16 protein-coding genes are annotated in these 25,132 nt (G+C 33.6%); 4 read left to right on the top strand and 12 right to left on the bottom strand.

Features of this window, described 5'->3' with window-relative positions:
• Window positions 1-56: 56 nt before the first annotated feature.
• From asnS to rplM, 9 genes are all read right to left on the bottom strand, one after another.
• A complete protein-coding gene (gene asnS, locus NNL09_RS10885) occupies window positions 57-1,499 on the bottom strand; it encodes an asparagine--tRNA ligase (protein ID WP_196911112.1) in 1,443 nt (480 codons plus the stop codon).
• A gap of 624 nt (window positions 1,500-2,123) precedes the next feature.
• The gene (locus tag NNL09_RS10890) at window positions 2,124-4,532 is read right to left on the bottom strand and encodes an RND family transporter (protein WP_025666895.1); all 2,409 of its coding nucleotides are present in this window, start codon (window positions 4,530-4,532) and stop codon (window positions 2,124-2,126) included.
• Between the two features lie 84 nt (window positions 4,533-4,616).
• On the bottom strand, window positions 4,617-7,058 hold the full coding sequence (locus NNL09_RS10895) for a DUF5686 family protein (protein WP_196911111.1): 2,442 nt from the start codon (window positions 7,056-7,058) through the stop codon (window positions 4,617-4,619).
• A 91-nt stretch (window positions 7,059-7,149) separates the two neighbouring features.
• Window positions 7,150-7,713 carry a ribosome recycling factor gene (gene frr, locus NNL09_RS10900; RefSeq protein ID WP_025666893.1) on the bottom strand — a complete coding sequence of 188 codons (564 nt, stop codon included), beginning with the start codon at window positions 7,711-7,713 and terminating at the stop codon, window positions 7,150-7,152.
• A gap of 46 nt (window positions 7,714-7,759) precedes the next feature.
• On the bottom strand, window positions 7,760-8,467 hold the full coding sequence (gene pyrH / locus NNL09_RS10905; RefSeq protein ID WP_025666892.1) for a UMP kinase: 708 nt from the start codon (window positions 8,465-8,467) through the stop codon (window positions 7,760-7,762).
• Window positions 8,468-8,920: 453 nt separating this feature from the next.
• Window positions 8,921-9,886, bottom strand: a complete 966-nt coding sequence (tsf, locus tag NNL09_RS10910; RefSeq protein ID WP_196911110.1) for a translation elongation factor Ts — start codon at window positions 9,884-9,886, stop codon at window positions 8,921-8,923.
• 171 nt (window positions 9,887-10,057) lie between these two features.
• Window positions 10,058-10,903, bottom strand: a complete 846-nt coding sequence (rpsB, locus tag NNL09_RS10915) for a 30S ribosomal protein S2 (RefSeq protein WP_196911109.1) — start codon at window positions 10,901-10,903, stop codon at window positions 10,058-10,060.
• 128 nt (window positions 10,904-11,031) lie between these two features.
• A complete protein-coding gene (gene rpsI, locus NNL09_RS10920) occupies window positions 11,032-11,418 on the bottom strand; it encodes a 30S ribosomal protein S9 (protein WP_025666889.1) in 387 nt (128 codons plus the stop codon).
• A complete protein-coding gene (gene rplM, locus NNL09_RS10925; protein ID WP_025666888.1) occupies window positions 11,418-11,873 on the bottom strand; it encodes a 50S ribosomal protein L13 in 456 nt (151 codons plus the stop codon). Before rplM ends, rpsI begins: the two co-directional genes overlap by 1 nt.
• A 281-nt stretch (window positions 11,874-12,154) precedes the next feature.
• On the opposite strand from rplM, the gene NNL09_RS10930 reads away from it, so the two are divergent.
• Together NNL09_RS10930 and NNL09_RS10935 are read left to right on the top strand one after the other, a co-directional pair.
• Window positions 12,155-14,848: a DUF5916 domain-containing protein gene (locus tag NNL09_RS10930; RefSeq protein WP_196911108.1), complete on the top strand. Its 2,694-nt coding sequence runs from the start codon at window positions 12,155-12,157 to the stop codon at window positions 14,846-14,848.
• Window positions 14,849-14,918: 70 nt separating this feature from the next.
• The gene (locus NNL09_RS10935) at window positions 14,919-16,124 is read left to right on the top strand and encodes a serine hydrolase (RefSeq protein WP_025666886.1); all 1,206 of its coding nucleotides are present in this window, start codon (window positions 14,919-14,921) and stop codon (window positions 16,122-16,124) included.
• A gap of 40 nt (window positions 16,125-16,164) precedes the next feature.
• Here the strand turns inward: NNL09_RS10935 and polA are convergent, their stop codons facing one another.
• On the bottom strand, window positions 16,165-18,996 hold the full coding sequence (gene polA / locus NNL09_RS10940) for a DNA polymerase I (protein WP_196911175.1): 2,832 nt from the start codon (window positions 18,994-18,996) through the stop codon (window positions 16,165-16,167).
• A 402-nt stretch (window positions 18,997-19,398) separates the two neighbouring features.
• Here polA and NNL09_RS10945 point away from each other — a divergent pair, with 402 nt between their 5' ends.
• Together NNL09_RS10945 and NNL09_RS10950 are read left to right on the top strand one after the other, a co-directional pair.
• Window positions 19,399-20,643 (top strand): metallophosphoesterase, encoded by a 1,245-nt coding sequence (locus tag NNL09_RS10945; RefSeq protein ID WP_196911107.1) that lies wholly within the window; start codon window positions 19,399-19,401, stop codon window positions 20,641-20,643.
• A gap of 71 nt (window positions 20,644-20,714) precedes the next feature.
• A complete protein-coding gene (locus NNL09_RS10950; RefSeq protein WP_024772315.1) occupies window positions 20,715-21,011 on the top strand; it encodes a co-chaperone YbbN in 297 nt (98 codons plus the stop codon).
• Here the strand turns inward: NNL09_RS10950 and NNL09_RS10955 are convergent.
• Entirely contained in the window at window positions 21,008-21,658 is a 651-nt protein-coding gene (locus tag NNL09_RS10955) for a polysaccharide deacetylase family protein (RefSeq protein ID WP_196911106.1), read from the bottom strand. The genes NNL09_RS10950 and NNL09_RS10955 overlap by 4 nt on opposite strands.
• A gap of 48 nt (window positions 21,659-21,706) precedes the next feature.
• Complete coding sequence (locus NNL09_RS10960) at window positions 21,707-25,012, bottom strand: DUF2723 domain-containing protein (protein ID WP_196911105.1); 3,306 nt, start codon at window positions 25,010-25,012, stop codon at window positions 21,707-21,709.
• Window positions 25,013-25,132: the final 120 nt, after the last annotated feature.

Here is a 25,132-nt window from a genome sequence, read left to right on the forward strand (position 1 = left end):
TAAGCCATTATTGAGGAAGTAATCTATATTTGATCTTTATTTATATAATAAGAAGATTAAAACTCTGCATTAAGAGGTGTTCTTGGATAAGGAATCACATCACGAATATTGCCCATCCCTGTTACAAAAAGAACAAGACGCTCAAACCCAAGTCCAAAACCACTATGTGTACACGTACCAAAACGACGAGTATCTAAATACCACCATAATTCTTCTTCAGGAATATTAAGAGCGGCCATCTTTTCTTTAAGTACATCCAAACGCTCTTCACGTTGAGAACCACCCACTATTTCCCCAATACCAGGAAATAAAATATCCATAGCCCTTACCGTTTTTCCATCTTCATTAAGTCGCATATAAAACGATTTAATATCTGCAGGGTAATCAAATAAAATCACAGGACATTTAAAATGTTTTTCGACAAGAAATCTTTCGTGTTCACTCTGTAGGTCAGCGCCCCATCCATCAATAGGAAATTTGAATTTCTTCTTCTTATTGGGTTTAGAATTTTTAAGAATATCAATGGCTTCGGTATAGCTTACTCGTTTAAAATTGTTCTCTAATATAAACTTTAGTTTATCTCGCAATAACATTTCGGCACGTTCTGCCTGAGGTTTTTGTTTATCTTCCTGTACTAGGCGATTTTCTAGAAATTCAAGATCATCCTGGCAGTTATCTAAAATAAACTGGATTACGTATTTAATAAAGTCTTCTGCCAAGTCCATATTGCCATCCAGATCACAGAAAGCGACTTCTGGTTCTACCATCCAGAATTCTGCAAGGTGTCTCGATGTATTTGAGTTTTCTGCCCTAAAAGTAGGTCCAAAAGTATATACCTGACCTAATCCCATTGCATAAGTCTCTGCTTCTAATTGGCCAGAAACCGTTAGGTTTGTTTCACCACCAAAAAAATCTTCTTTATAATCAACCTCACCATTCTCATTTTTCGGAATGTTATTAAGATCCATATTAGTTACTTTAAATGCTTCTCCAGCACCCTCGGCATCACTTTTTGTAATTACTGGTGTATGTACATAGTAAAAATCATTCTTTTGAAAATATTCATGTATTGCAAAAGATAATTTTGAGCGCACTCTCATGATAGCTCCAAAAGTATTGGTGCGAACCCTTAAGTGAGCTTGCTCACGTAATTTTTCTAATGTATGTCGTTTTGGAGATAAAATAGTAAGTTTTAACTCTTCAGGATCAGCATCTCCTTCGATTTCTACATTAGATATCTGGATCTCTACACGTTGCCCTTTTCCTTGACTTTCGATAAGAGTACCTTCTATCGCAACTGCTGCACCAACATTTATTCTGCTTTGTATAGCAGCATCGATTGTATTATCTTCTAAAACACACTGAATATTATTAATAGTTGATCCATCATTAACCGCTATAAAACGATCATTTCTAAAAGAACGAACCCAACCTTTAACAAGTACGGGCTGTAATAATTTATCACTTTGTAGTACCTCTATTACTTTAGTATGTTTCATCTGTTTTTTTTGATATTATTTGTTTTTGGTTTTATAGCCTCCAATACAATTTAGTGAGTATAAAACCAAGGATGTTTAAATTTTGAGGTAGCAAAGATAATTTTTTAATCCGATTGAAGCATAATCTTATGAATTCAAAAAAGGTATAGCAATTAAAATATATTTTGATGCTCTTTTTGATACTGGTGAGTTTATACAATCAAAATACCAAAATCTGACGTTTTTTCGAATTATGATTCTACGTAAAAACCGTAATTAGATGTGTTTTTGATTGAAAAACAGACGTATTTGAGAGTTTATTTGATAAATTATTGTAAAAAAAACAAGTTTTCATCTATATTTAAAATACTGTAAATCAGTAGTTTAAATACTATTTTGTTGGATTTTACTTGTTTAAATAGTGTTAAAGTTTAAGCTGTTTAGGTAAAAAGGGGATTTTTCCCCCCTATTAGGTATTTCAAAATATAAAAAGGGGCAGTATCTTGCATATGCAATTATGACGATTGTGTTTACGTTAAGTTTAGTTCGATAGGTTTTGGGGTAATCTATCTTACAGAAGTCCCGCTAGTTTCTAGCGGGGCTTTTTTTTTGATAATATTATGTGTTTTTTATGTCTTATTTTCTTTATTCTTCCTCACCTTGAGTTTCTTCAAGTTCTTCATCATTAGGAATGATTTTCAGGGTAGGTTCTTTAAGAGTTTTCTTATTTGCAATACTTCGTTCTAATGAAAGTAATAAGGAAGGAAGTAGTAAAAGATTTGCTAGCATAGCAAATAATAAAGTTGTTGATACCAAGCCTCCAAGTGCCTTGGTTCCTCCAAAACTAGATATCATGAATACCGAGAAACCAAAAAATAAAACAGTTGAGGTATAAAACATACTCACTCCTGTTTCTCGTAATGAAGCAAGAACAGATTTTCTAATCCTCCAGTGATTTGATTTTAATTCTTGCCGGTATTTTGCAAGGAAATGTATAGTGTCATCTACAGAAATTCCAAATGCAATACTAAAAACTAATATTGTAGAAGGCTTTATCGGCACACCAAGATATCCCATAAGGCCTGCAGTCATTAGCAATGGTAATAAATTTGGTATAAGTGATATGACAATCATTTTCCAGGATCGAAACATCCAGGCCATAAAAAGAGCAATCAAGATCACCGCAAGACCTAGAGAAAAAGATAAATTCCATACTAGGTATTTAGTTCCTTTCTGAAAAATAAGGGCTTTACCAGTAAAAGAAACGTCATATCTTTCTTTTGGGAAAATTTTCTCTAATTGTGGTTTTAGGGTAGCTTCTATACGCTCCATTTCTTCTGTACCTACATCTTTCATGAAAGTAGTGATCCTAGCGTATTGTCCGGTAGAATCCACATAACTATTCATTACTCCTACTTTAGATTCAAAACTTTTGGCATACGGCAAAATAAAGTTTCGTTCCTGGCTGGTAGGTATTTGATAATATTTAGGATTTCCATTATAAAAAGCTTGCTTAGAGTATTTAACCAGATTAACAATAGAAATAGGCTTTGACAACTCAGGAGTTTCTTCGAGAAGCTCCTGTAGTTTTTCCATACGTTTTAATGTAGGTAATTTTAATACTCCTTGTTTTCTCTTTGTATCTACTAATATTTCTAATGGCATAACACCATCAAATTCTTCTTCAAAAAACTCTATATCCTTATAAAACCCGGCAGATTTGGGCATGTCTTCTAATAGGCTTCCAGAAACTTTTATAGTATAAATACCAATAATGCTAACGATTAGAATAATAACAGAAGAAAAGTAGATTGTTACTCGTCTGGTTTTTACCATCTTTTCCATCCAATCCATTAGCTTCTCAATCCACCCTTTACCCAGGTGTTTTAAGTGTCTTTCTTTGGGTTGGGGCATATAACTATAAATTATAGTAATGACCAGAAGACAAAGTATAAATAGAGCGATTATATTTAAAGAAGCAACAATACCAAATTCTTTAAGTAATTTACTTTCGGTTAGGGCAAATGTTGCAAATCCTGAAGCAGTAGTTACATTAGTCATTAATGTAGCATTACCCACTTTGGTGATTACCCGTTGAAGAGATTTTGCTTTATTACCATGTTTTTTTATTTCTTGTTGATATTTATTAATTAAGAAAATACAATTAGGAATACCAATTACAATTACTAACGGTGGGATAATAGCCGTAAGTACAGTTATTTCATATTCTAAAAGCCCTAAAATTCCAAAAGCCCACATTACTCCAATAATTACAGCAGTCATGGATATAAAAGTGGCTCTTAAGGATCTAAAAAAGAAAAAGAAAATTAATGAAGTAACCAATAGAGCTGCAAGAATGAAAATTTCTATTTCATCCATTATGTTTTGCGAATTTAAAGTTCTGATATATGGCATACCAGATACTTTTACGTCCATCTTGTACTCGTTTTCAAAAGCTAAAACAGAAGGAAGTAAAACTTCTTCAATAAACTTTTTTCGCTTTTTGGTGTTTACAATATCCTTTTTTAGATATAGTGCGCTTTGGATAGTTTTTGATTTCGTGCTGTATACAAGTCCTTCATAAAATGGTAACTTATTAAATAACTCATTTTCGTATTTGGATACTTGTTTTTCAGTATAGCTAGAATCCTTAATAAAAGGAACTAACTCAAATCGTGCAGGATTATCTTCTTTTTTTAAAGTTTTAAGATCGGCTATAGAAACAACCAGGTCAATCTCTTCATATTTTTTAAACGAATTATTAAAATCATTCCACGCTTTTAGCTTTTTAGGAGTAAAAAGTGTGCTGTCTTTAACAGCCATTACAATTAGATTGCCTTCTTCACCAAATTTTTGAAGGAATTTTTGATATAATATATTTACCTCGTGATCATCGGGGAGTAGATTCGCCTCTGAGTGAGAAAATTTCATGTTTTTCCACTGAAAACCTAAAAAAACCGTAATTCCTATTATTGCCAGAAATATTACTGCCCTATTGCGAAGTATAATTCCAGCCAGTGCATTCCAAAACCCGAAACTGAATAATTTTGCCATCCTTTATTTTCCTGCTGCAAATGTAAGGATTGGGGAATTATTATTCAGGTATTTCTGAAAAGAAAATGATTTATTGTGTAAAGACTATAGTTTTAAGTAAAAAGTAAACTTACCCGAAATATTATCCTCAAAACGAGGAAGATGGTAGGCACCATAGCGATAGGCAAAACTAAGCCCAAAACCGGCAAATAATTTGTTGATTTCAAATCCTGATTCTTGATATCCACGTTGCAAAGATGAAAAATTTACCCCTTGATGGTTTTCAAGATTGCTAACATCTCCGATTGCATAGCGAGTTATAAAAACGAGTTCTGGTTTAAACCAATTTGTAATTTTTACAGGCTTAATTCTATGTTTGACCTGTAATGTTGCCAGCCTGTCATTAAAAAATTCACCAAAATACATAGTTTCAAAAGTCCTTCTACCGGCTACAGAAAATCGTTGAAGTACTGTTTCTTTAGTCGGAGCATTAGGATAAGCGTGATACAAATGTGTGAGTGGGATATCTCCAGAAGCGATATCTGCTTCAAATAAAATACTTGTTTTAGATTGATTAATACGGTTAATGATATATTCTGCTTTTAAACCTATTTTGCTATAAGAGAAATTACTATCAAATACACCCTTGAAACCTTGCGTATATTGCGCAGTAATTTTGGGGTACCCATCATGAATTTCTTTATATCGATTGGGTGTTTTTAGGAATTTACTAAACGGACTCCATCTTAACGCTATTGTAGCTTCTGCTGTTTTATATCCCGAAAATAGATTACCGTCATTTAGATATTGATATCCTCCGGTTTGATTTATATTGCTTATAGAAAATTGAGTTTCTGAGAGTAGTTTAGGAAATATCTGCTGCTGCAAACTAGCACTCCAGGTTCTGTGCTTGTAATAGAAATCTATATTTACCAAACGAGGCTCGAATAAAGAATATACTCTTCTGTCTGTAAGATAAAGGAAACTACCTACTTCTCTAATATCATCGGTATAATTAAAATTAAACCATGAGTTTGATTTTTTATTTACTAATAAACCTCCTCCTATACCATATTTGGATTTTGAATCTCTAAATCCGTAAACAAAATATCCTTCTAATCTAAATTGATTAGAGAATTTTGTGTTTGTTAAGCCACCTATTCCTAGCCGTAACCCTTCATAATTATTGTATTTTATGGGATAAGTGAGATCAAAATTGAAAAACCCTACTGGGTAATATCCAATATTAAAACTTTGGATAACATCAATTCTGCGTTCTATGTTTTGTGCTTGTACAATGCTATCTATGACTTGAAACGAGTTTAGATCTTTTTCTGTAATTGCACTGGTACGATATTGATTCCAATAAGATTCAGGTCTATTATTAGCTTCGGGATCTATTCTTATTGTAGCTTGGTTTTGTTTAATATCTTGACTAGTATCTAATTTGATATCAAATAAATCTGTTGTAGAAACTAAAAAATCATTATTTCCAGAAGAACTTTTTTTATCATTCCCTAATCTTCCTACAGAGATTCGGCCTCCAAATAAACTTACTTTTTGTCTTCCATTCCCTGGTCTTATTGTGATTTCCTGTTTGGTTGGGAACCAGCTTTTTTGTTCAGAGAAATATTTAAAACTATGAGTTGCCATCACATTAAGTTCGCCTCGTAGTTCTATAATAGCTTTTTGAATTGCTAATGATTTTGTATCTATATATAATACGCCCTCTAAACTTGCATAATTTTTAGACTTACGGGGTTGAAAAAGAATCACGTAAGCTGGGTTTTTACCCTGTACAGTATCGAGAACCTTATAATAATAATTTCTAAGGGCTCTGTTTGATAATGGTCCTATGTATTTATTGTTAAAAATCGTGTAATCTTCATCATAAAGAGAATTAGATTGTATTTTGATCCCCAGTACATTATAAATGGGCTCTTTAAAACCACTCATTCGAGTTGCTAAAACTGTCTCTTTTTCGCCTGCATTTTTTCTAAATTGGTGTAAACTTATTTTTTCTGAAAGAAAGGAATGAGCTTTGTTAAATAGATGCTCCATATCGACACTTGTAGTGTCCAGAGTATTTAATTGAGCTTGATTATCTTCTGTGATCTTTAGTTTGTTGTAACTTTTATAACTAAAATTACGTAATATCTTTTTTGGATTATTTTTGTTTTTCTTGCTTATGGCTTCAATAATGAGTTGAGCTGCAATGTTTTCGGGGGCATCTAGCTTTACTGTCTCAAGGTTTTCCTCTTTAGTACTAAGTCGTACTTCTATTTTTTCTGAACTTTTGGAAGTAATTAAAATAGTCTTTGTCTGATACCCTAGATAGCTTATAGTTAGATTAACAGGGTAGGTATTACATCGTATAACAAACTCACCCTTAACAGAGGTTAAAGCGTATGAAGAATTACTGGTTTTTACAGTGGCAAATGGCAAGGGTTGATTAGAACTTTCGTCAATGACAATACCGTTAATACTAACTTGAGAAATTAAGACAAAGTGTACAAAAAATAATAAACAAAAAAATTTGTTCTGCATTATACCAAATAGGTTCAAAAAGGCGAAGATACAAAAAAAGCGTTTCTAATGAGAAAACGCTTTATTTATAATTTCTATACATTAAAAAATGTTAAACAGTCATAATTTCTTTTTCTTTATGACTAAGCATTTCATCAACTTTTTTAATGTATGTATCTGTTAATGCTTGAATATCTACTTCAGTGTTTTTTGCCAAATCTTCTGATAGACCTTCTTTTTCTAATTTTTTGATCTCATTATTGGCATTTTTACGATCATTGCGTATACCAACTTTAGAATCTTCTGCTTCAGCTTTTGCTTGTTTCGCAAGATCTTTACGGCGTTCTTCGGTGAGAGGAGGAACACTAATGATAACGCTTTCGCCATTATTCATTGGGTTAAACCCTAAATTAGCTATCTGAATACCTTTCTCAATCTCTGGGATTACAGATTTATCAAAAGGCTGAATTGTAATGGTTCTTGCATCAGGAGTAGTTACATTCCCTACCTGGTTTAACGGAGTAGGAGAGCCATAGTACTCTACCATTACACTGCCTAACATAGCAGGAGATGCTTTACCAGCTCTGATATTGAGTAATTTTTTTTCTAAATGAGTAATTGCTGCTTGCATTGACTCTTTGGTCGAATCTATAATAAAATCTATTTCTTCGTTCATGTTTTAGTTCTTTTCTTCTGACAAATCAAAAAATAAGCCAATATGATTAAAGGTTTACTTGAGTACCTATAGATTCACCAGAAACTACTTTTAGTAAATTCCCGGCTTTATTCATGTCAAACACTATTATAGGTAATTCATTTTCCTGACTTAATGTAAATGCTGTAGTATCCATCACCTTCAGACCTTTTCGTAAAACATCGTCAAATGATATAAAATCAAATTTTGTGGCATCAGCATTTTTTTCTGGATCAGAGGTGTATATTCCATCAACTCTTGTGCCTTTTAGAATAACATCTGCATTAATTTCTATAGCCCTTAGCACTGCGGCAGAATCAGTAGTGAAATATGGATTTCCTGTTCCTCCACCAAATATTACAACTCTTCCTTTTTCGAGATGACGCATTGCTCTTCGACGTATAAAAGGCTCTGCAACTTCATTAATCTTTACTGCAGATTGTAATCGAGTAGGTATTTCGGCATCTTCAAGAGCACTCTGTAGGGCCAGTCCATTAATAACGGTAGCAAGCATACCCATATGATCCGCTTGAACTCTATCCATTCCTTTACTGGCACCTGCAACACCTCTAAAAATATTACCTCCACCTATCACAATAGCAACTTGTACGCCTTTTTCTGTAATTTGTTTGATTTCATGGGCATACTCTGCCAATCTTTTAGGATCAATTCCATATTGACGATCACCCATTAGAGCTTCGCCAGATAATTTAAGTAATATTCTTTTATATTCCATTATGAGATTTAACTGTGGTGCAAATATAACGATATTCTTAATTTAGAAAATAGTTTGGATTATAAAGGTGGATTTTTAAGTTAAATAGTCAAATGTTAAAGTTTAAAAACTATTGAAAAAAGGGTGGTTTTCCCCTATAAGAGGTATTGATTCGTGTTGAATTATGTTATAGGTTTGCATCAAGGAAAACAAAAAAGGTGCTGGGGATGATAAATGTTTTTAGAAAGGAAATTGAACGTTTTTAATATATAAATACGATGTAGGTGTTTGTATTGTATAAGCTAATTGGGGAGTTAGTTTGTATTGGGGGTAAGTTTTGGAAGAAATTCTAAACTTGTAAACGTTGGAAACCAGAAAGAAAATATTTTGAAAATGACGAATAAAAAACCGCTTCTGTTATAGAAGCGGTTTTTATTTTTTTCAGATACGTCTGAATACTATTTAATTTTTGAATTAACCCAAAGCTACTCTTTCAAAAGCAACTACAGATACATCACCAAGTGTTTTTACATAATCAGCAACACTTTTCTTTTCATCTTTAATGAAATTTTGGTCAAGAAGACATTGCTCCTGATCTAATGTAGTATTATCAGAAATAAATCTTTCTAATTTTCCAGGAAGAATTCTATCCCAGATTTGCTCAGGCTTACCTTCTGCTTTAAGCTCTTCTTTCAATTTTTCTTCTGCTTGTGCAATTACATCATCAGTCAATTGAGATCTTGAAATAAATAAAGGAACATTTTTTAATGTTTTTCCTAATCGACCAAGTTCAATATTCTCTTTTTCGATTGCTGCAATTCTTGCTTGAGTTTCTGAAGCAACATATTCTGGATCAAAATCTTTGTAAGACAATGTGGTTGCTCCCATAGAAGCTACTTGCATAGAGATATCTTTGGCAAGTGTTTCTGCATTATCTATCTCATTTGATAAACCAGTTAGAGCACCGATTTTATTTCCGTGTATATATGATCCTACAAAAGGAGCTTCTAGTACTTTAAAATCTCCGATTTCGATTTTTTCTCCAATAACACCAGTTTGTTCAGTAAGTTTTTCCTGAACAGTCATACCATTAAAATCTGAAGCTAAAAATTCTTCTTTAGAAGAAGTGTTAAGAGCTACTTCTGCTAGTTGTTTTGCTAAAGAAACAAAAGATTCATTTTTTCCTACGAAATCAGTTTCACAATTAAGAGAAACGATTACTCCTTTGTTTTTTGAATCATTAACTTTTGCAATAACTGCACCTTCAGAAGATTCTCTATCTGCTCTTTTATCAGCAATTTTTTGTCCTTTTTCTCTAAGGATCTTGATAGCTTTGTCAAAATCTCCTTCAGCCTCAACAAGGGCTTTTTTGCAGTCCATCATTCCGGCACCTGTAGCTTTACGCAATTTACTTACTTCGGCTGCTGTAATATTTGCCATATCTTTAAATATTAAATGTGTAAAATGTATTGTTTGTATAAAAAACAAGTCGTTTAGTTAGTACTGCAAAAGTAAAGAACCAAACGACTTATCAATTTTATATTAAAGTTAAGTTTTATCGCAGAGACATAAACTTAACTTTGAATTTTAATAGATATACAATCTATTTGTTTATTCTTCCTCTTGCTTTGCAGCTTCGGTTGCTGGAGCTTCTACTGTAGCCTCAACCTTTGCAGGTGTTTCAACTTTTGCTGGAGCTTCAGCTTTTGCTTCCTTTTTAGGAGCTTCTTTTTTAGGAGCTTCTTTTTTAGGAGCTTCTTTTGTTGCTTTTCTTTCGCTTAATCCTTCTATAACAGCATCACTAACATAAGTCATAACTTTGTCTATAGATTTAGAAGCATCATCATTTGCAGGGATTACATACTGTACCTGACGTGGGTCAGAGTTAGTATCAACCATTGCAAAAATAGGAATGTTTAATTTTTGAGCTTCTTTTACCGCTATATGTTCGCGAGTAATATCTACAACAAATAATGCTCCAGGTAGACGAGTCATATCAGAAATAGAACCTAAGTTCTTTTCTAATTTTGCTCTTAAACGATCTACTTGTAAACGTTCTTTTTTAGATAGTGTATTAAAGGTACCGTCTTTCTTCATTCTATCGATAGAAGCCATTTTCTTGACTGCTTTACGAATAGTAACAAAGTTAGTAAGCATACCACCGGGCCATCTTTCTGTAATATATGGCTGATTAGCTTTGCTTGCTTTTTCGGCTACGATTTCTTTAGCTTGTTTTTTAGTCGCAACAAAAAGGATTTTTCTGCCGGACGCTGCTATCTTTTTTAAAGCTTCACTAGCTTCATCAATTTTTGCAGCAGTTTTATATAAGTTAATGATGTGAATACCATTACGCTCCATATAAATATATGGTGCCATATTTGGATCCCATCTTCTTGTAAGGTGACCAAAGTGTACACCTGCATCAAGTAATTCTTTTACTTCGATATTGTTTGCCATTTTTGTAATAGTTTACGTTCTGTTGAATTAGCAATGCCCAAGTGGCTACTTTTTGTATGGCCTTGTGCATTTAGATGCTAAACTAACCCCTCACGAATTGAGGTAACAACAAATACTGTTTTAATAAATTAACGTTTAGAGAACTGGAATTTCTTACGAGCTTTCTTCTGACCGAATTTTTTACGCTCTACCATTCTTGGATCTCTGGTTAACAAACCTTCTGGTTTTAGGATTAATCTGTTTTCTTCGTCTAATTCACATACCGCTCTTGATATTGCTAAACGAACAGCCTCTGCCTGTCCAGTAATCCCTCCACCATATACATTTACGTTTACATCGTATTTGTCCTCGTTACTTGTTAAAGTTAAAGGCTGATTTACTTTGTATTGTAAAGTAGCAGTAGTGAAATACTCATTAAGGTCTTTTTTGTTAACCGTAATTTTTCCAGAACCATCCTTAAGATATACTCTGGCTACAGCCGTTTTTCTACGACCAATTTTGTGAATAACTTCCATTACTTAAATTCGTTTAAGTTAACAGTTTTAGGTTGCTGAGCTTCCTGATTGTGATCTGCTCCTGCATATACCTTTAAATTACGGAATAAAGCTGCACCTAGTTTGTTCTTAGGTAACATTCCTTTTACCGCTTTTTCGATTAAACGCTCTGGATTTTTGTCATACAATTCCTGAGCAGTAAGACTTCTTTGCCCTCCAGGGTATCCAGTGTGACGGATATACGATTTATCAGTCCACTTTTTTCCTGTTAAGTTGATTTTTTCGGCATTGGTAATGATAACATTATCACCGCAATCAACGTGTGGGGTAAAGTTTGGCTTATGTTTTCCTCTTAGTAGTAATGCAACTACAGAAGAAAGACGCCCTAAAGTCTGTCCTTCAGCATCTACATGCAACCATTCTTTTGTAACGGTAGCTTTGTTGGCAGATACTGTTTTGTAACTTAATGTGTCCACACTAATTATTTTTACTTAATTAAACATTCCTTTTCCTATATAAAATAGGGGTGCAAATGTACAATTATATATTTATATAGCAAACAGGTAATAGATATTATTTTTAAAGTATGATGCATTGGTTTTCAGTGATATTGATGTAATAAGGAGTTGTCTTGTTTGTTTTACGCTCCATAATCACCTTCTCCTGTTAATTTTTTACTAAAAAATGGCATAAAGTGTGACAAACTAAAATAATTTCTGTCATCTTAGTTATATCAATCATCAAACTTCTAATCATCATGAAATGTTATACCTATTTATTGGTACTCTTTTTGGTTCCTATTATTTCTACTGCACAAGATTCTACTAGTACAGTTAAAAAACGAATTTACACTACAAAACTACTTAATAATGCCGAAGGATTAACAATAAATGGTTTAATTGATGAACCTGGTTGGGATGTGGTAGAATGGGCTGGTGATTTTATTGAAAATGAGCCTGATGAAAATACACCTCCAAGTCAAAAGACCAAATTCAAGATTGCATATGATCAGAAATTTCTATATGTAGCTTATCGATGTTATGATACCGAGCCAGATAAAATAGAAAAAAGACTATCAAGAAGAGATGGTTTTGCAGGAGATCGTATTACACTTATCTTAGATACATATCACGATAAGAGGACAGCGTTTTCTTTTACTATAACAGCAGCAGGAGTGAAAGGAGATGAGTTCGTTTCGCAAAATGGAGATAATTGGGATAGCAGCTGGAACCCAATATGGTATGCAGCAAGCAATATAGATAATGAAGGGTGGACCGCAGAAATAAAAATACCTTTAAGCCAGGTAAAATTTGGTAAAAGCAAAGAACAGGTATGGGGGCTTCAGGTAAACAGACTGTTTTTTCGAAAAGCTGAGCGATCAGTTTGGCAACGAATCCCTAGAGATGCTCCTGGATTTATAAGTGAATTTGGAGAGTTGCATGGTTTGATTAATATCGAAGCACAAAAACAATTAGAAATCCAGCCATTTGCAGTAACACAATTTGATACGTATCCCGAGGAAAAAGGAAATCCATTTAGAGATGGTCAAGATTTTAAATTGAATGGAGGGTTAGATGCAAAAATCGGAATCACAAATGATCTAACTTTGGATCTAACTGTAAATCCTGATTTTGGCCAGGTCGAAGCTGATCCTGCCGCTATTGCATTAGATGGGTTTCAGATTTTCTTTAGAGAACAACGACCTTTTTTCGTAGAAAATAAAAATATTTTTGATTACCGTTTTGCCAATAACCAGGATAATTTGTTTTATTCTCGTAGAATAGGAAGAAGCCCACAAGGATCAATTTCGGGAATTGATAATGAATTTATTGATAAGCCTACCAATACTACAATTCTTGGAGCTGCAAAATTTAGCGGAAAAACCAAAGATGGATGGTCTATAGGTGTTTTAGAAAGTGTAACTTCTAGAGAGATCGCCAAAATTGAAGATGAAAATGGTAATAAGAGAGAGGCCATTGTAGAGCCTCTAACAAACTATATGGTCGGTAGGGTGCAAAAGGATTTTAATCAACGCAACTCATTTATTGGAGGAATTATAACGGCTACCAACCGAAATCTTGGGGACACCTTTGATATTGATGAGGATGACCCAAATACAGACGAGACATCAGAAGTAGCAGGAACAAGAGAAAATAATCTTAATCTTCTTCGTAAATCAGCATATACAGCAGGGTTGGATTTTAGACATAACTGGAGAGATAGAAAGTATTTTATCGAAGGTAATATTGTAGCTAGTCACGTAGAAGGTTCTGAAGAATCTATCGAAAAAACCCAGAATTCACTTACGCATCTTTTTCAGAGGGTAGATGCAGATCATGTAGAATTAGATCCCAATAGAACTTCATTAACCGGAACTGGTGGTAAACTTAGAGGAGGGAAATCTGGAGGAGGAAATTGGAGATATGGAGCAGGAGTTTTCTGGCGTTCTCCAGAATTAGAACTGAATGATATTGGTTTTTTACGTCAGGCAGATGATATTAGGCAATTTGCAAATCTTCGTTATCTTTTCTTAAAACCTACCAAATTTTATAGAAGAGCTAATGTTAGATTTAGTCAATCATCGGCATTTGATTTTGAAGGTAACTATAATCGTATTCAATATGTGTTGGGCGGTAATATAGATTATCAAAATAATTGGTGGACTGAAGTTGAGATGATTCATAAACCTCGTATTTTTACAAATACCGTTCTACGAGGAGGCCCCAGGTGGAGATTTTCTCAAGAAAATATAGGAGTGTTATTTTTTGGATCTGATCAAAGAAAGAAATTTAATTTTACTGTCGGTCATGTGAATTCATGGACAACAGATAATAATTTCTCTTTTAGGCGATATGTATTGAGGCTTAGGTATCAGCCATTTAACTCGTTTAGTATGTCTTTAAACCCAGAGTTTGTAGAGAACCCTAATAAAACACAGTATGTTACAGATGTTGATTTTAATGGTACTCCAAGATATATAACTGCTAAAATCGATCAGAAAACTTTAAGTGCGAGTATACGGTTAAATTATAGTATTAATCCTAATCTTACCATTCAGTATTATGGGCAACCGTTTATATCACGAGGAAGATATACCGATTTTAACTATGTCAATAATGCAGTTGCCAAAAACCTGGATGAGAGAGTAACATTATATGATCAGGATCAAATTTCGTTTGCAGATGATGAGTACTCTATAGATGAGGATAGAGATGGTGCTGTGGATTATACTATTAGTAATCCAGATTTCGCATTTGTTCAGTTTCGTTCTAACCTGGTACTACGCTGGGAATATATCCCTGGTTCTGAAATATTTTTGGTTTGGTCGCAAGGTATTACAGGAGATGGAAATCCTTCTGATGATCTCTTTAGAAGTTTAGACAATCAAATTCTGAATCAGCAGCCAGAGAACACATTTTTAATCAAAGCAACATATCGATTTGTATTATAAAGTTTCTGAAAAAGTTTTTATACAATAAATAATATTAGACGTATTTTGCGACTCTATAGAATGTCGTATTATGAAATATTTTTATGCTGTATTTGCTTTGGTTTTTTTGGTGTCTTGCACTACATCAAAACCTAAAGAAAGGGTTGTTGTAATAGATGAGAAACCAGAAGTGTCAAAAAAAGATTCTATATCCTTCTTCTTAGAGCATTACGAGAAGTTTTTTGCTACCAATTTTAATGTTTCAGAATGTCCTGGAGCAGCTGTTGTTGTGGTTAAAGGCGATACTGTTATTTATAAAAAGGGCTTTGGAGTAAAAGAAATTCATACACAAGATTCTGTAGATTTAAATACAGTTTTTAGAATTGCAAGCTTATCAAAAGGTGTAACAGCAGTTTTGGCAGGCAATTTAGTAGATCGTGATGAATTACAATGGGATCAAAATGTTAGAGAATCGGTAAAAACATTTAGTTTAAGAAATAGTGAACAGGCGGATCGACTTAAAGTAAATCATTTATTATCGCATACAACAGGACTTTACCCTTATACATATACTAAGCTTATACAAAAAGGGTGGTCTTTAGAGCAAATTATCAGAAGTTTTAAAAGAAAAGGAGTTGTCTCTAAGGAAGGAGTAGATTATGAATATCAAAATGCAATATTTTCGGTTATTGAAAAAATAATGGAAAATCAAACCGAGAAATCTTTTGAAACCCTTCTTAAAGAGAGAGTGTTTGCTCCGGCAGGGATGCATACAGCATCAAGCACATATGCAGCAATAAGAAAGAATGATAATGTAGCTCTTCCTCATAAATATAATCATTATTCAAAAAAATATAAGGTTACAGAGATTCATAAAAACTATTATAATGTAACTGCTGCAGGAGGGATTAACGCATCAATTTCTGATATGGGGGAGTATTTAAAAGTATTGCTAGGATATCGTCCTGATATTATTTCAAAAGAAAGCCTTAGTGATATTTTTAACCCTATTATTTGTACCAGCAATGAAGATACATATGTTAATTTATGGGATGGGGTAACAGATTCTTATTATGCAATGGGGTGGCGAGTTTTGGATTACAGGGGTAGAAGAATACTATATCATGGGGGTAATGTAAATCAATATAAAACCCAATTGTTAATTGATCCTGATAATGATATAGGTGTTTGTGTATTATTTAACGGCCCCAATCCATTTAATGGGCCGGTGATTCCTACTTTTTTAAATTATTATGATTTTTATAAAGAAATAAGCCAAAATCAACAAGTGAAATGATTTTGGCTTTTGAGCTTTCTTAACTGTTCGATTAATATTTTTAGTGAGCCTCTAACCAGTCTTTACCCAATCCAAGATCTACATCTAATGGAACTTCTAAAGTGTATGCATTTTCCATTTCGGTTTTGATTAAGACTTTGATCTCTTCCAATTCTGGTTTAAAAACATCAAATACCAATTCATCATGGACCTGTAGCAGCATTTTGGTCTTATAGTTTCCTTCTTTTAGTTTTTTATGAATATTGATCATTGCAATCTTGATAATGTCAGCAGCGCTTCCTTGAATAGGAGCATTTACTGCATTTCGTTCGGCTGCACCACGAACAATTGCATTTGCAGAGTTAATGTTTTTTAAATATCGGCGTCTTCCTAAAACCGTTTGTACATAACCATTTTCTCTTGCAAAATCTACCTGTTCACTCATGTAGTTGCGTAGCTTTGGGTATGTTTTATAATAGGTATCGATTAATTCTTTAGCTTCACTTCGTGAAAGACTGGTTTGGTTACTTAATCCAAAAGCCGAAACCCCATAAATAATTCCAAAGTTTACTGTTTTGGCATTACTACGTTGCTCTCTGCTAACCTCTTCTATGGGAACATTAAATACCTTTGCAGCAGTAGAGGCATGGATATCTTCATTATTTTTAAAAGCCTCTATCATGGTCTCTTCTTTACTTAATGCTGCAATGATCCTTAATTCAATTTGAGAATAATCTGCCGCTAGCAGTGTGTATTCTTCATTTCTGGGAACAAATGCTTTTCTTACTTGTCTTCCTCTTTCTGTACGAATAGGAATGTTCTGTAAATTTGGATTATTAGAACTTAGACGTCCGGTAGCTGCTACCGTTTGCATATAATCTGTATGAACACGCCCGGTATTTTCGTCAACCTGTGTTGGCAATGCATCAACATAAGTGCTTTTTAATTTAGACAAACCACGAAAATCCAATATGTTTTGAATAATCTCATGATCTTTTGCAAGATAGGATAATACATCTTCGGCAGTAGAATATTGACCTGTCTTTGTTTTTTTGGGTTTGTCTACCAATTTCATTTTTTCGAATAATATAACACCCAATTGCTTTGGTGAAGCAATGTTAAATTCTTCACCAGCTTCTGTATAGATTTTTTGTTCTAATGTTTTAATATCGCTATCTAGTTCTTCAGAAAGAGATTGTAAAAAACCTTTATCCAGGTTAATTCCTTCGATTTCCATATCGGCTAGAACTCTTAGTAACGGAATTTCAATATCCTTAAATAAAGAGACTGTTTTTGCTTCGGTAAGCTCGGGTGCAAAATGTTCTTTTAGCTGAAAAGTAATATCTGCATCCTCTACAGCGTATTCAGTTTGCTTATCTATTGGTACTTGCCTGAAGGATAGCTGGTTTTTACCTTTTTTGCCAATTAATTCAGTAATAGAAACCGGGGTGTAATTAAGATAAGTTTCTGCAAGTACATCCATATTGTGTCTCATGTCTGGATTGATGAGATAATGAGCTAACATCGTATCAAATAGTGTTCCTTTAACTTCGATATTATATTTTGCCAGAACTTTGATATCATATTTTAGATTTTGACCAATTTTTGTGATATGTTCAGCTTCAAAGAAAGGTCGTAGTTGTTCGATCAATTCTTGTGCTTCGTTACGATCTTCTGGAAAAGGAATGTAAAAACCTTTTCCTGCTTCCCAGGAAAAAGCAATTCCTACCAATTCCGCAATTAGTGGGTTAAGACCCGTAGTTTCGGTATCAAAACAAACATGCTCTTGCTTTAATAAATTTTGAAGGAATAATTTCATTGCCATTCCCGGAGCAATGCTCTGATAGAAATGTTCGGTATTAGCAATAGTTTTTCTACTAGAAAAAGAAACAACTTCACCAGATTCCTCGGTTTCACCAAATAATGAAAATTGACCAGCTCCGGCCTGTGTTGTTTTCTTTTTTGCAGTAGAATTACCTGTAACCTGGGCAGATGTATTAGTTCCTTCTTCCGAAAAAATCTTAGTAAATTGATCTGTAAGCCTTCTAAATTCTAATTCTTCAAAAATGGTGTGTACTTTTTGCGCATCAGGTTTTGTGAATTCGTAATCATCGGCATTAAAGGTTACATCACAATCTAAAATAATGGTTGCAAGTTTTTTAGAAAGAAGACCTAATTCTGCATTTGCTTCTACTTTTTCTTTCATTTTACCTTTTAGCTTATCGGTATTGGCTAATAAGCCTTCCATAGAACCGTATTCTGCAAGAAATTTTTTGGCAGTTTTGTCACCAACCCCCGGCAATCCAGGAATATTATCCACAGCATCGCCCATCATACCAAGATAATCAATAACCTGTTCTGGTCGTTCTACCTCAAATCTTTTTTGTACCTCTGGTATTCCCCAGATTTCGATTCCATTTCCCATCCTGGCGGGGCGATACATAAAAATATTTTCAGAAACTAATTGTGCATAATCCTTATCAGGAGTAACCATGTATGTTTGATATCCTTCTTTTTCGGCTTGTTTGGCAATGGTACCAATTAAATCATCTGCTTCTACACCTGCTTTTTCTATAATAGGAATGTGCATGGCTTTTAGTATTTCCTGAATTATTGGTACAGCAATTTTAATGGCCTCGGGGGTTTCGTCGCGATTAGCCTTGTACTCAGGAAAAATTTCTAATCGATCTTTACTCCCTTGCTTGTCAAATGCAACAGCCAAATGATCAGGTTTTTCTCTTTTAATAACATCGAATAAAGAATTTACAAAACCTAAAATTGCAGATGTATCCTGCCCTTTTGAGTTAATTCTCGGGTTTTTAATAAGTGCATAGTACCCTCGAAAAATAAGAGCGAAAGCATCCAGAAGAAAAAGACGTTTTTGTGACATGATGTGAGTTAAATTTTTAGAAATGCAATATAAAAAGAAGATTAATCAAATTAGTGTCAAAAACTATAATAAATATAAAAAGAAATGCCGCCAAAAACTGACGGCATTTCGCCCCAAAATAAAATTGATAACAATGTATCAACTGCTATAAATACGATAGTAATTTTTATATATAGTATATGATTTTTTTAAATTGTAATTAAGCCCTAAAAAGGAATATGAAACGAAGTTACAAATAAAAATCTTAGTTCTAAAAGAAATTGTTAAGATTTATGCCAGGTAAAGACATGATTTTAACGCTTTTTGGTCGTAAAATTTATTTATCGTTAATTTTTACTTAAAAAATAGCCGCAAATTAAAAAGGAGGGATAGCTTTGTTTAATAATTAAAATCTTACAACAAATTATGCGTTGGTTAGTCCCTATAATTCTATACATACTTATTGAAACTTATGCATATCAAGCCATTCGTACTATTACCAAAAATCAATGGGTGCAAATAGGATATTTAGTATTGTCATTGCTTATTTTGAGTTATGTGATTTATGTTTTTGCTAACTATGATCGCAGTGTCGGCCCAACCAAATATACATTAAGAGCTAGTGCTCTTTTGTTACTCACTTTGGTGCCTAAATTAATTATGATTTTATTTTTATTTGGCGAAGACATTATTAGAGTTTGTGTAGCGGGATATAATTATCTTACAAACACTTTTTTTGAAGGTACAGCTACTCAATATTTTCCAGACCGTAGAAAATTTATAAGTCAACTGGCACTTGGTGTTGCTGCAATACCTCTTGGGGGATTGTTACACGGGATTTTTAGAGGGAAATATAATTTTAAGGTGATACGCCATGTGTTGCATTTTGAAGACCTCCCTGCTGCATTTGATGGATTTAGAATTACACAAATTTCAGATATACATTCTGGAAGTTTTGATGATGTTGCCAAAATCGAATATGCAGTGGATTTAATTAATGAACAAGAAACAGATTTATTGTTATTTACCGGAGATATTGTGAATACTGTAGCAGAAGAAATGGATGATTGGATAGATACTTTTAAACGTATTAAAACACCTAAATATGGCAAATACTCTGTTTTAGGAAATCACGATTATGGAGAATATGTTACTTGGAACAGTCAGGAAGAAAAAGATGCAAATTTTGAAGCAATAAAGGAAGTTCATACTAAAATTGATTTTAATCTGTTACTTAATGATAGCACTTTTGTAGAAAAGGATGGTGAACGTATTGCTGTGATAGGGGTAGAGAATTGGGGGCATAACTTTAAGAAAGCTGGTGATTTAAAAAAGGCTTCTGAAAAAGTAACCAAGGAAGATTTTAAAGTATTATTAAGTCATGATCCCTCACATTGGGAATATGAAGTAAAGAAACATTCGAATCATTACCATCTTACATTAAGTGGGCATACCCATGGATTTCAATTTGGGATTGAAATTCCCGGATTCGTACGATGGAGCCCAGTGCAATATGTATATAAACAATGGGCAGGTATGTATGATGAAATGGGAAGGTATCTGAATGTAAATCGAGGTTTTGGATTTCATGCTTTTCCGGGACGAGTTGGTATATGGCCCGAGATTACGGTTATTGAATTGAGAAAAGGATCTAATGGTAAAGGCGCATAATTCAGAAAGTGTTATATTTACAACTGTTTAATGGCCAATTATTAGAGGCCCAAACATAAAAGTTTTTGAACATGTCAAAGTTTGGAGATATAATAGGTATTGAAGTTCCTGTCTTATTAGACTTTTTTACCGAATGGAACGAACCCTCTCTGGCAATGCATCCTGTGTTAAGGGATGTAGCTGCTGCACTTGGAGATAAAGGGAAAGTTATAAAGATTGATGTAGATAAGAATGAAGAGTTGGCTACTGCTTTACGTATTAAAGGACTTCCTACATTAATGATTTATAAAGAAGGTGAGATGGTTTGGAGACAAAGTGGCGAGCAAGATGCTAATACACTAATCGGTCTCATGAAAGAGTATGTTTAGAACCTAATGGTATCAAAAACATATCCTTTTTTAGAAAAATAGTCTAAGACCTCGGGTAGTACAACTGTAAGGTTTTTTGAAGCTTTTATGCTGTCATGAAAAACAATAATGCTTCCCTGTTGTGCATTTTGGAGCACGTTTTGTAAACATTCTTCTGGTGATATTGTTTGTTCCCAATCTTTTGATAATACATCCCAAAGTATAATGTTATATCCTAACTTTTCTAGTGCTTTAAATTTGGTGCGACTTATTTGCCCATATGGCGGTCTAAATATTTGCTGTATATCTTCCTTAGGTGAATATTCCTGAATTAGATTTTGACAATCTATAATGTTTTGAACGTATATTTCTAGACTGGTTTTCCAGGCTTTTAAGTGATTCATAGTATGATTGCCTATAGCATGGCCCTCTGCTAGAATTTGTCGAAAGACTTCGGGATGTTTTCTAATATTATCACCTATACAAAAAAAAGTTGCTTTGGCATTATATTGATTTAACAGGGTTAAAACAGATTCTGTAACACCTGGTATGGGGCCATCATCAAAAGTTAAATATAACTTCTTTTCATTATTCACATAAAGATCCCAGATATAATTTGGGAAAAGTTGTTTAATAACCTTAGGAGTTTTATTTGGAATTATTTGCACTATGAGTATACTAAAAAAGTGAGCCTTATAAAGGCTCACTTTTAATAATTAGTTTGCTATACTATCTAAAGAATCTAACGATTTTTCCTGGTTTTGAAACTCTTTAATAAGATCTTCTTCTTGTTGTTTACGTATGGCTTCATCATCATCATATTCTTCATCTTCAGAATAAAGTCGAGTAAACAATCTTAGGTATTTGTTAAACTCATCTGCTTTTTCTTCTATCATTTCCCGATCCTGATTGATTAGCAATAGATCAACTACGCTACGATAACGTTCTACATTAGTTACAATCTCTTCAGCATAACGATATTGATCTTTAAGCTCTAAGCTACCAAAATAGGTGAGCTGCTCTTGGTATTTTTTTGCCAGTTTTATCCATAAATCTCGAGCTTTTTGTTTTTCTCCTATCTCGTAATATCCAGAAATATAAGGCTCTACCAGAGTGTAATATTCATAGTATTCGATTGGCATTTTATCCATTGCCAGATCCAAAATTTCTTTGGCTTTATCTTTTTTATCTTCCTGGATTAAAGCCTCGACAAGTCTTGCTAGATTACTACGATATGTAATTGCATTTTTTCTGGTTTCTGGATCATGATATATATTCGGGTCATTACTATTACCCCAATCCCAGGTAGTTACGTTTTTATACATGAGATCGGTATCTATTCTGCCCATTTCAAAAGGATTTCGAGGATTTACCTTAGTGCGAATAGGAACTAATTTAAAAGTAACCCCATCTAATTGCAGATAATCTTTCATCCATAAGAAATCATCATCTCCATAACTTCCACCAGTAAAATAAATAGGTCTTTCCCAATTGTTATTAGCGATAATATCCAGCATCAAAAGACGATTTTTAAATAATAAATCCCCATTAAGATGGATATCAATATAAGGTACAATAAGATCAGCATCTTTTTGAGCCACAATACCATTTCTAAGCACCGCTTCTTTGTCTACGGGAATTCGTATGTGCTTAGTAGGAAATGTATTTACTTTTTTACCACTTTGTAAATCTCCTTTAGTTCGAGGGTCATCTGTTTCTATCCATCTCATCCAGTTTTTGATAAGCATCGTATCAGAAGTTACGGGTTTGTGATAAATAGCATCGTTATTTCCGAATCGATAGAATTCATGAGTTAATTGAGAGGGGATAGGTTTTCCTTCATATGCAGCTTTTTTCATTTGGTCTATATACCAATCTGTTGCAAAAAGGCTGGTGTTTACGGTTCTAACGTCTGTACGGTAGCCTTCAATTTCTTGTGCATACCATAGGGCAAATGTGTCATTATCTCCTATCGTAAATAGAATGGCATCTTTTTGGCAAGATTGCAAGTACATTTTTGCCATAGATTGTGCAGTATATCGATTTGAACGATCGTGATCATCCCAGTTTTGTGCTGCTAATAGTACTGGTACGGCCAATAGACAAACCACGGTAACTATAGGAGCGAGTATTTTGGGTTGTACATATTTTTTAAGTAAATCAAACAAAGCATATACACCAAATCCTATCCAGATGGCAAATACATAAAATGACCCTACCAGCGCATAATCTCGCTCTCTTGGTTCAAAAGGTCTTTCATTAAGGTAAATTTTTAGTGCTAAACCTGTAAATAAGAAAAAAATGAGTAATGCCCAGAATTTTTTCTTATCTCTTTGTAGCATAAATACAAAACCAATTAACCCTAGTAGTAATGGTAGGAAGTAGTAAGTGTTGCGAGCTTTATTTTTAAGAGCATCGCTAGGTAAATTATCTTGAGACCCTAATCGAATTTCATCTATAAATTTAATACCACTAAGCCAATTTCCTTCTAAATCGGTAAGTTTGCCTTGGTTGTCATCTTGTCGTCCAACAAAATTCCACATAAAATAACGCCAGTACATATATCCCATTTGGTAATCAAATAAATATACTACGTTATCCCAAAAAGAGGGTTTTTCTACATTGATATAATTACCAAACGATTGTAGAAATTTACTGTAGTCATCATTATCTAATTTCCCTGTAGCATATTCCCTTCTAAATTGAGTAACAGCATTAAGTAATTCTTCTTCACCTTGATACTCGGGCTTGATTGTAAATTTAATTGGCCCGGTAAACTCCATATAATTAGCAATATGCTCTGTGCTCCACATTCTTGGTAAAATGGCTTTATGCGCATCATCAAGGTTTTGTTTTGCATTTTTCCAATCGTTAACTATAATATATTTCCCGGTTTTAAGATCTTTTTCATATTTCGGTTTGCCATCTTCATATGGATTGTTCTCATCCAAACCTGCATAAATTTCTGTAAATTGAGGTCCATAAAAAAGATGGGTTTCTGGGTATTGTTCTAAGTTATAATATGCCAGAAGCTCTCTTGCGTTATTAGGGTTATTTTCATTAATTACAGTTCCGGCATTTGCTCGTATAGGTAACATAACCCAACTAGAAAATCCTATTAGGATAAACATAACACATAGTAACAATGTGTTTAATTGTGGATAATTTTTTTTACGAGTGTATTTTATGCCAAAATAAAAAGCTGCAGCGATTATTAATCCAGCAATAATGGTTCCTGAATTAAAAGGCATACCTATAGAATTCACAAAAAAGACTTCGGCTGCACCAAAGAATTTAAGTGTAGAAGGTAGTAGGAGTTTAAAAATAAACAATAATATAGCTACAACAACGATATTGGCAACAATGAAATTTTTTATAGTAATTTCTTTGTAATTTTTGAAATAATATAATAGACCTATTGCAGGGATAGAGAGTAATCCCATAAAGTGAACACCAAAAGATAATCCTACAATAAAAGAAATTAATAGTAGCCATTTATTACCTCTAGAGGTATGCATGTCTCGTTCCCATAATAATCCAAGATAGAAAAGAACAGATAAAATACAGGTGGCCATTGCATATACTTCGGCTTCTACAGCATTAAACCAAAAGCTATCTGTAAAGGAAAAGGCGAGAGCCCCTACTATACCACTGCCTAGAATAGCCATTGCTTTACCTTGTGTTAATTCTTCATCTTTAACAATTACTTTTTTCACAAGAATGGTAATTGACCAAAACATAAAAAGGATCGTAAGTGCACTAGCAAACGCAGAAGTCATATTCACCATTAATGCAATTTGTGTAGGGTCTGATGCAAAAGCAGAAGCAAAAGCTCCAATCATTTGAAAAAGTGGTGCCCCTGGTGGGTGGCCGACTTGTAGTTTTGAAGAGGTAGCAATGTATTCTCCTGCATCCCAAAAACTAGCAGTGGGTTCTACCGTCATTGCGTAAACGCATAAAGCGATGGTAAAAACAATCCATCCTAATATTTTATTCCACTTGGTAAAGTTGAATGTGCTCATAAGATTTATTCAGTTATATAACGTGTGGCGAATTTAATAATAAAAATACTTTAACCTTAGTTTTTTTAGGAAACGCTTAACAGAAGTTTATATTTTAGACATTTAACAGCAGTTTTATAA

The sequence above is a fragment of the Aquimarina sp. EL_43 genome (genome assembly GCF_943422735.1).
Taxonomy (GTDB): domain Bacteria; phylum Bacteroidota; class Bacteroidia; order Flavobacteriales; family Flavobacteriaceae; genus Aquimarina; species Aquimarina megaterium.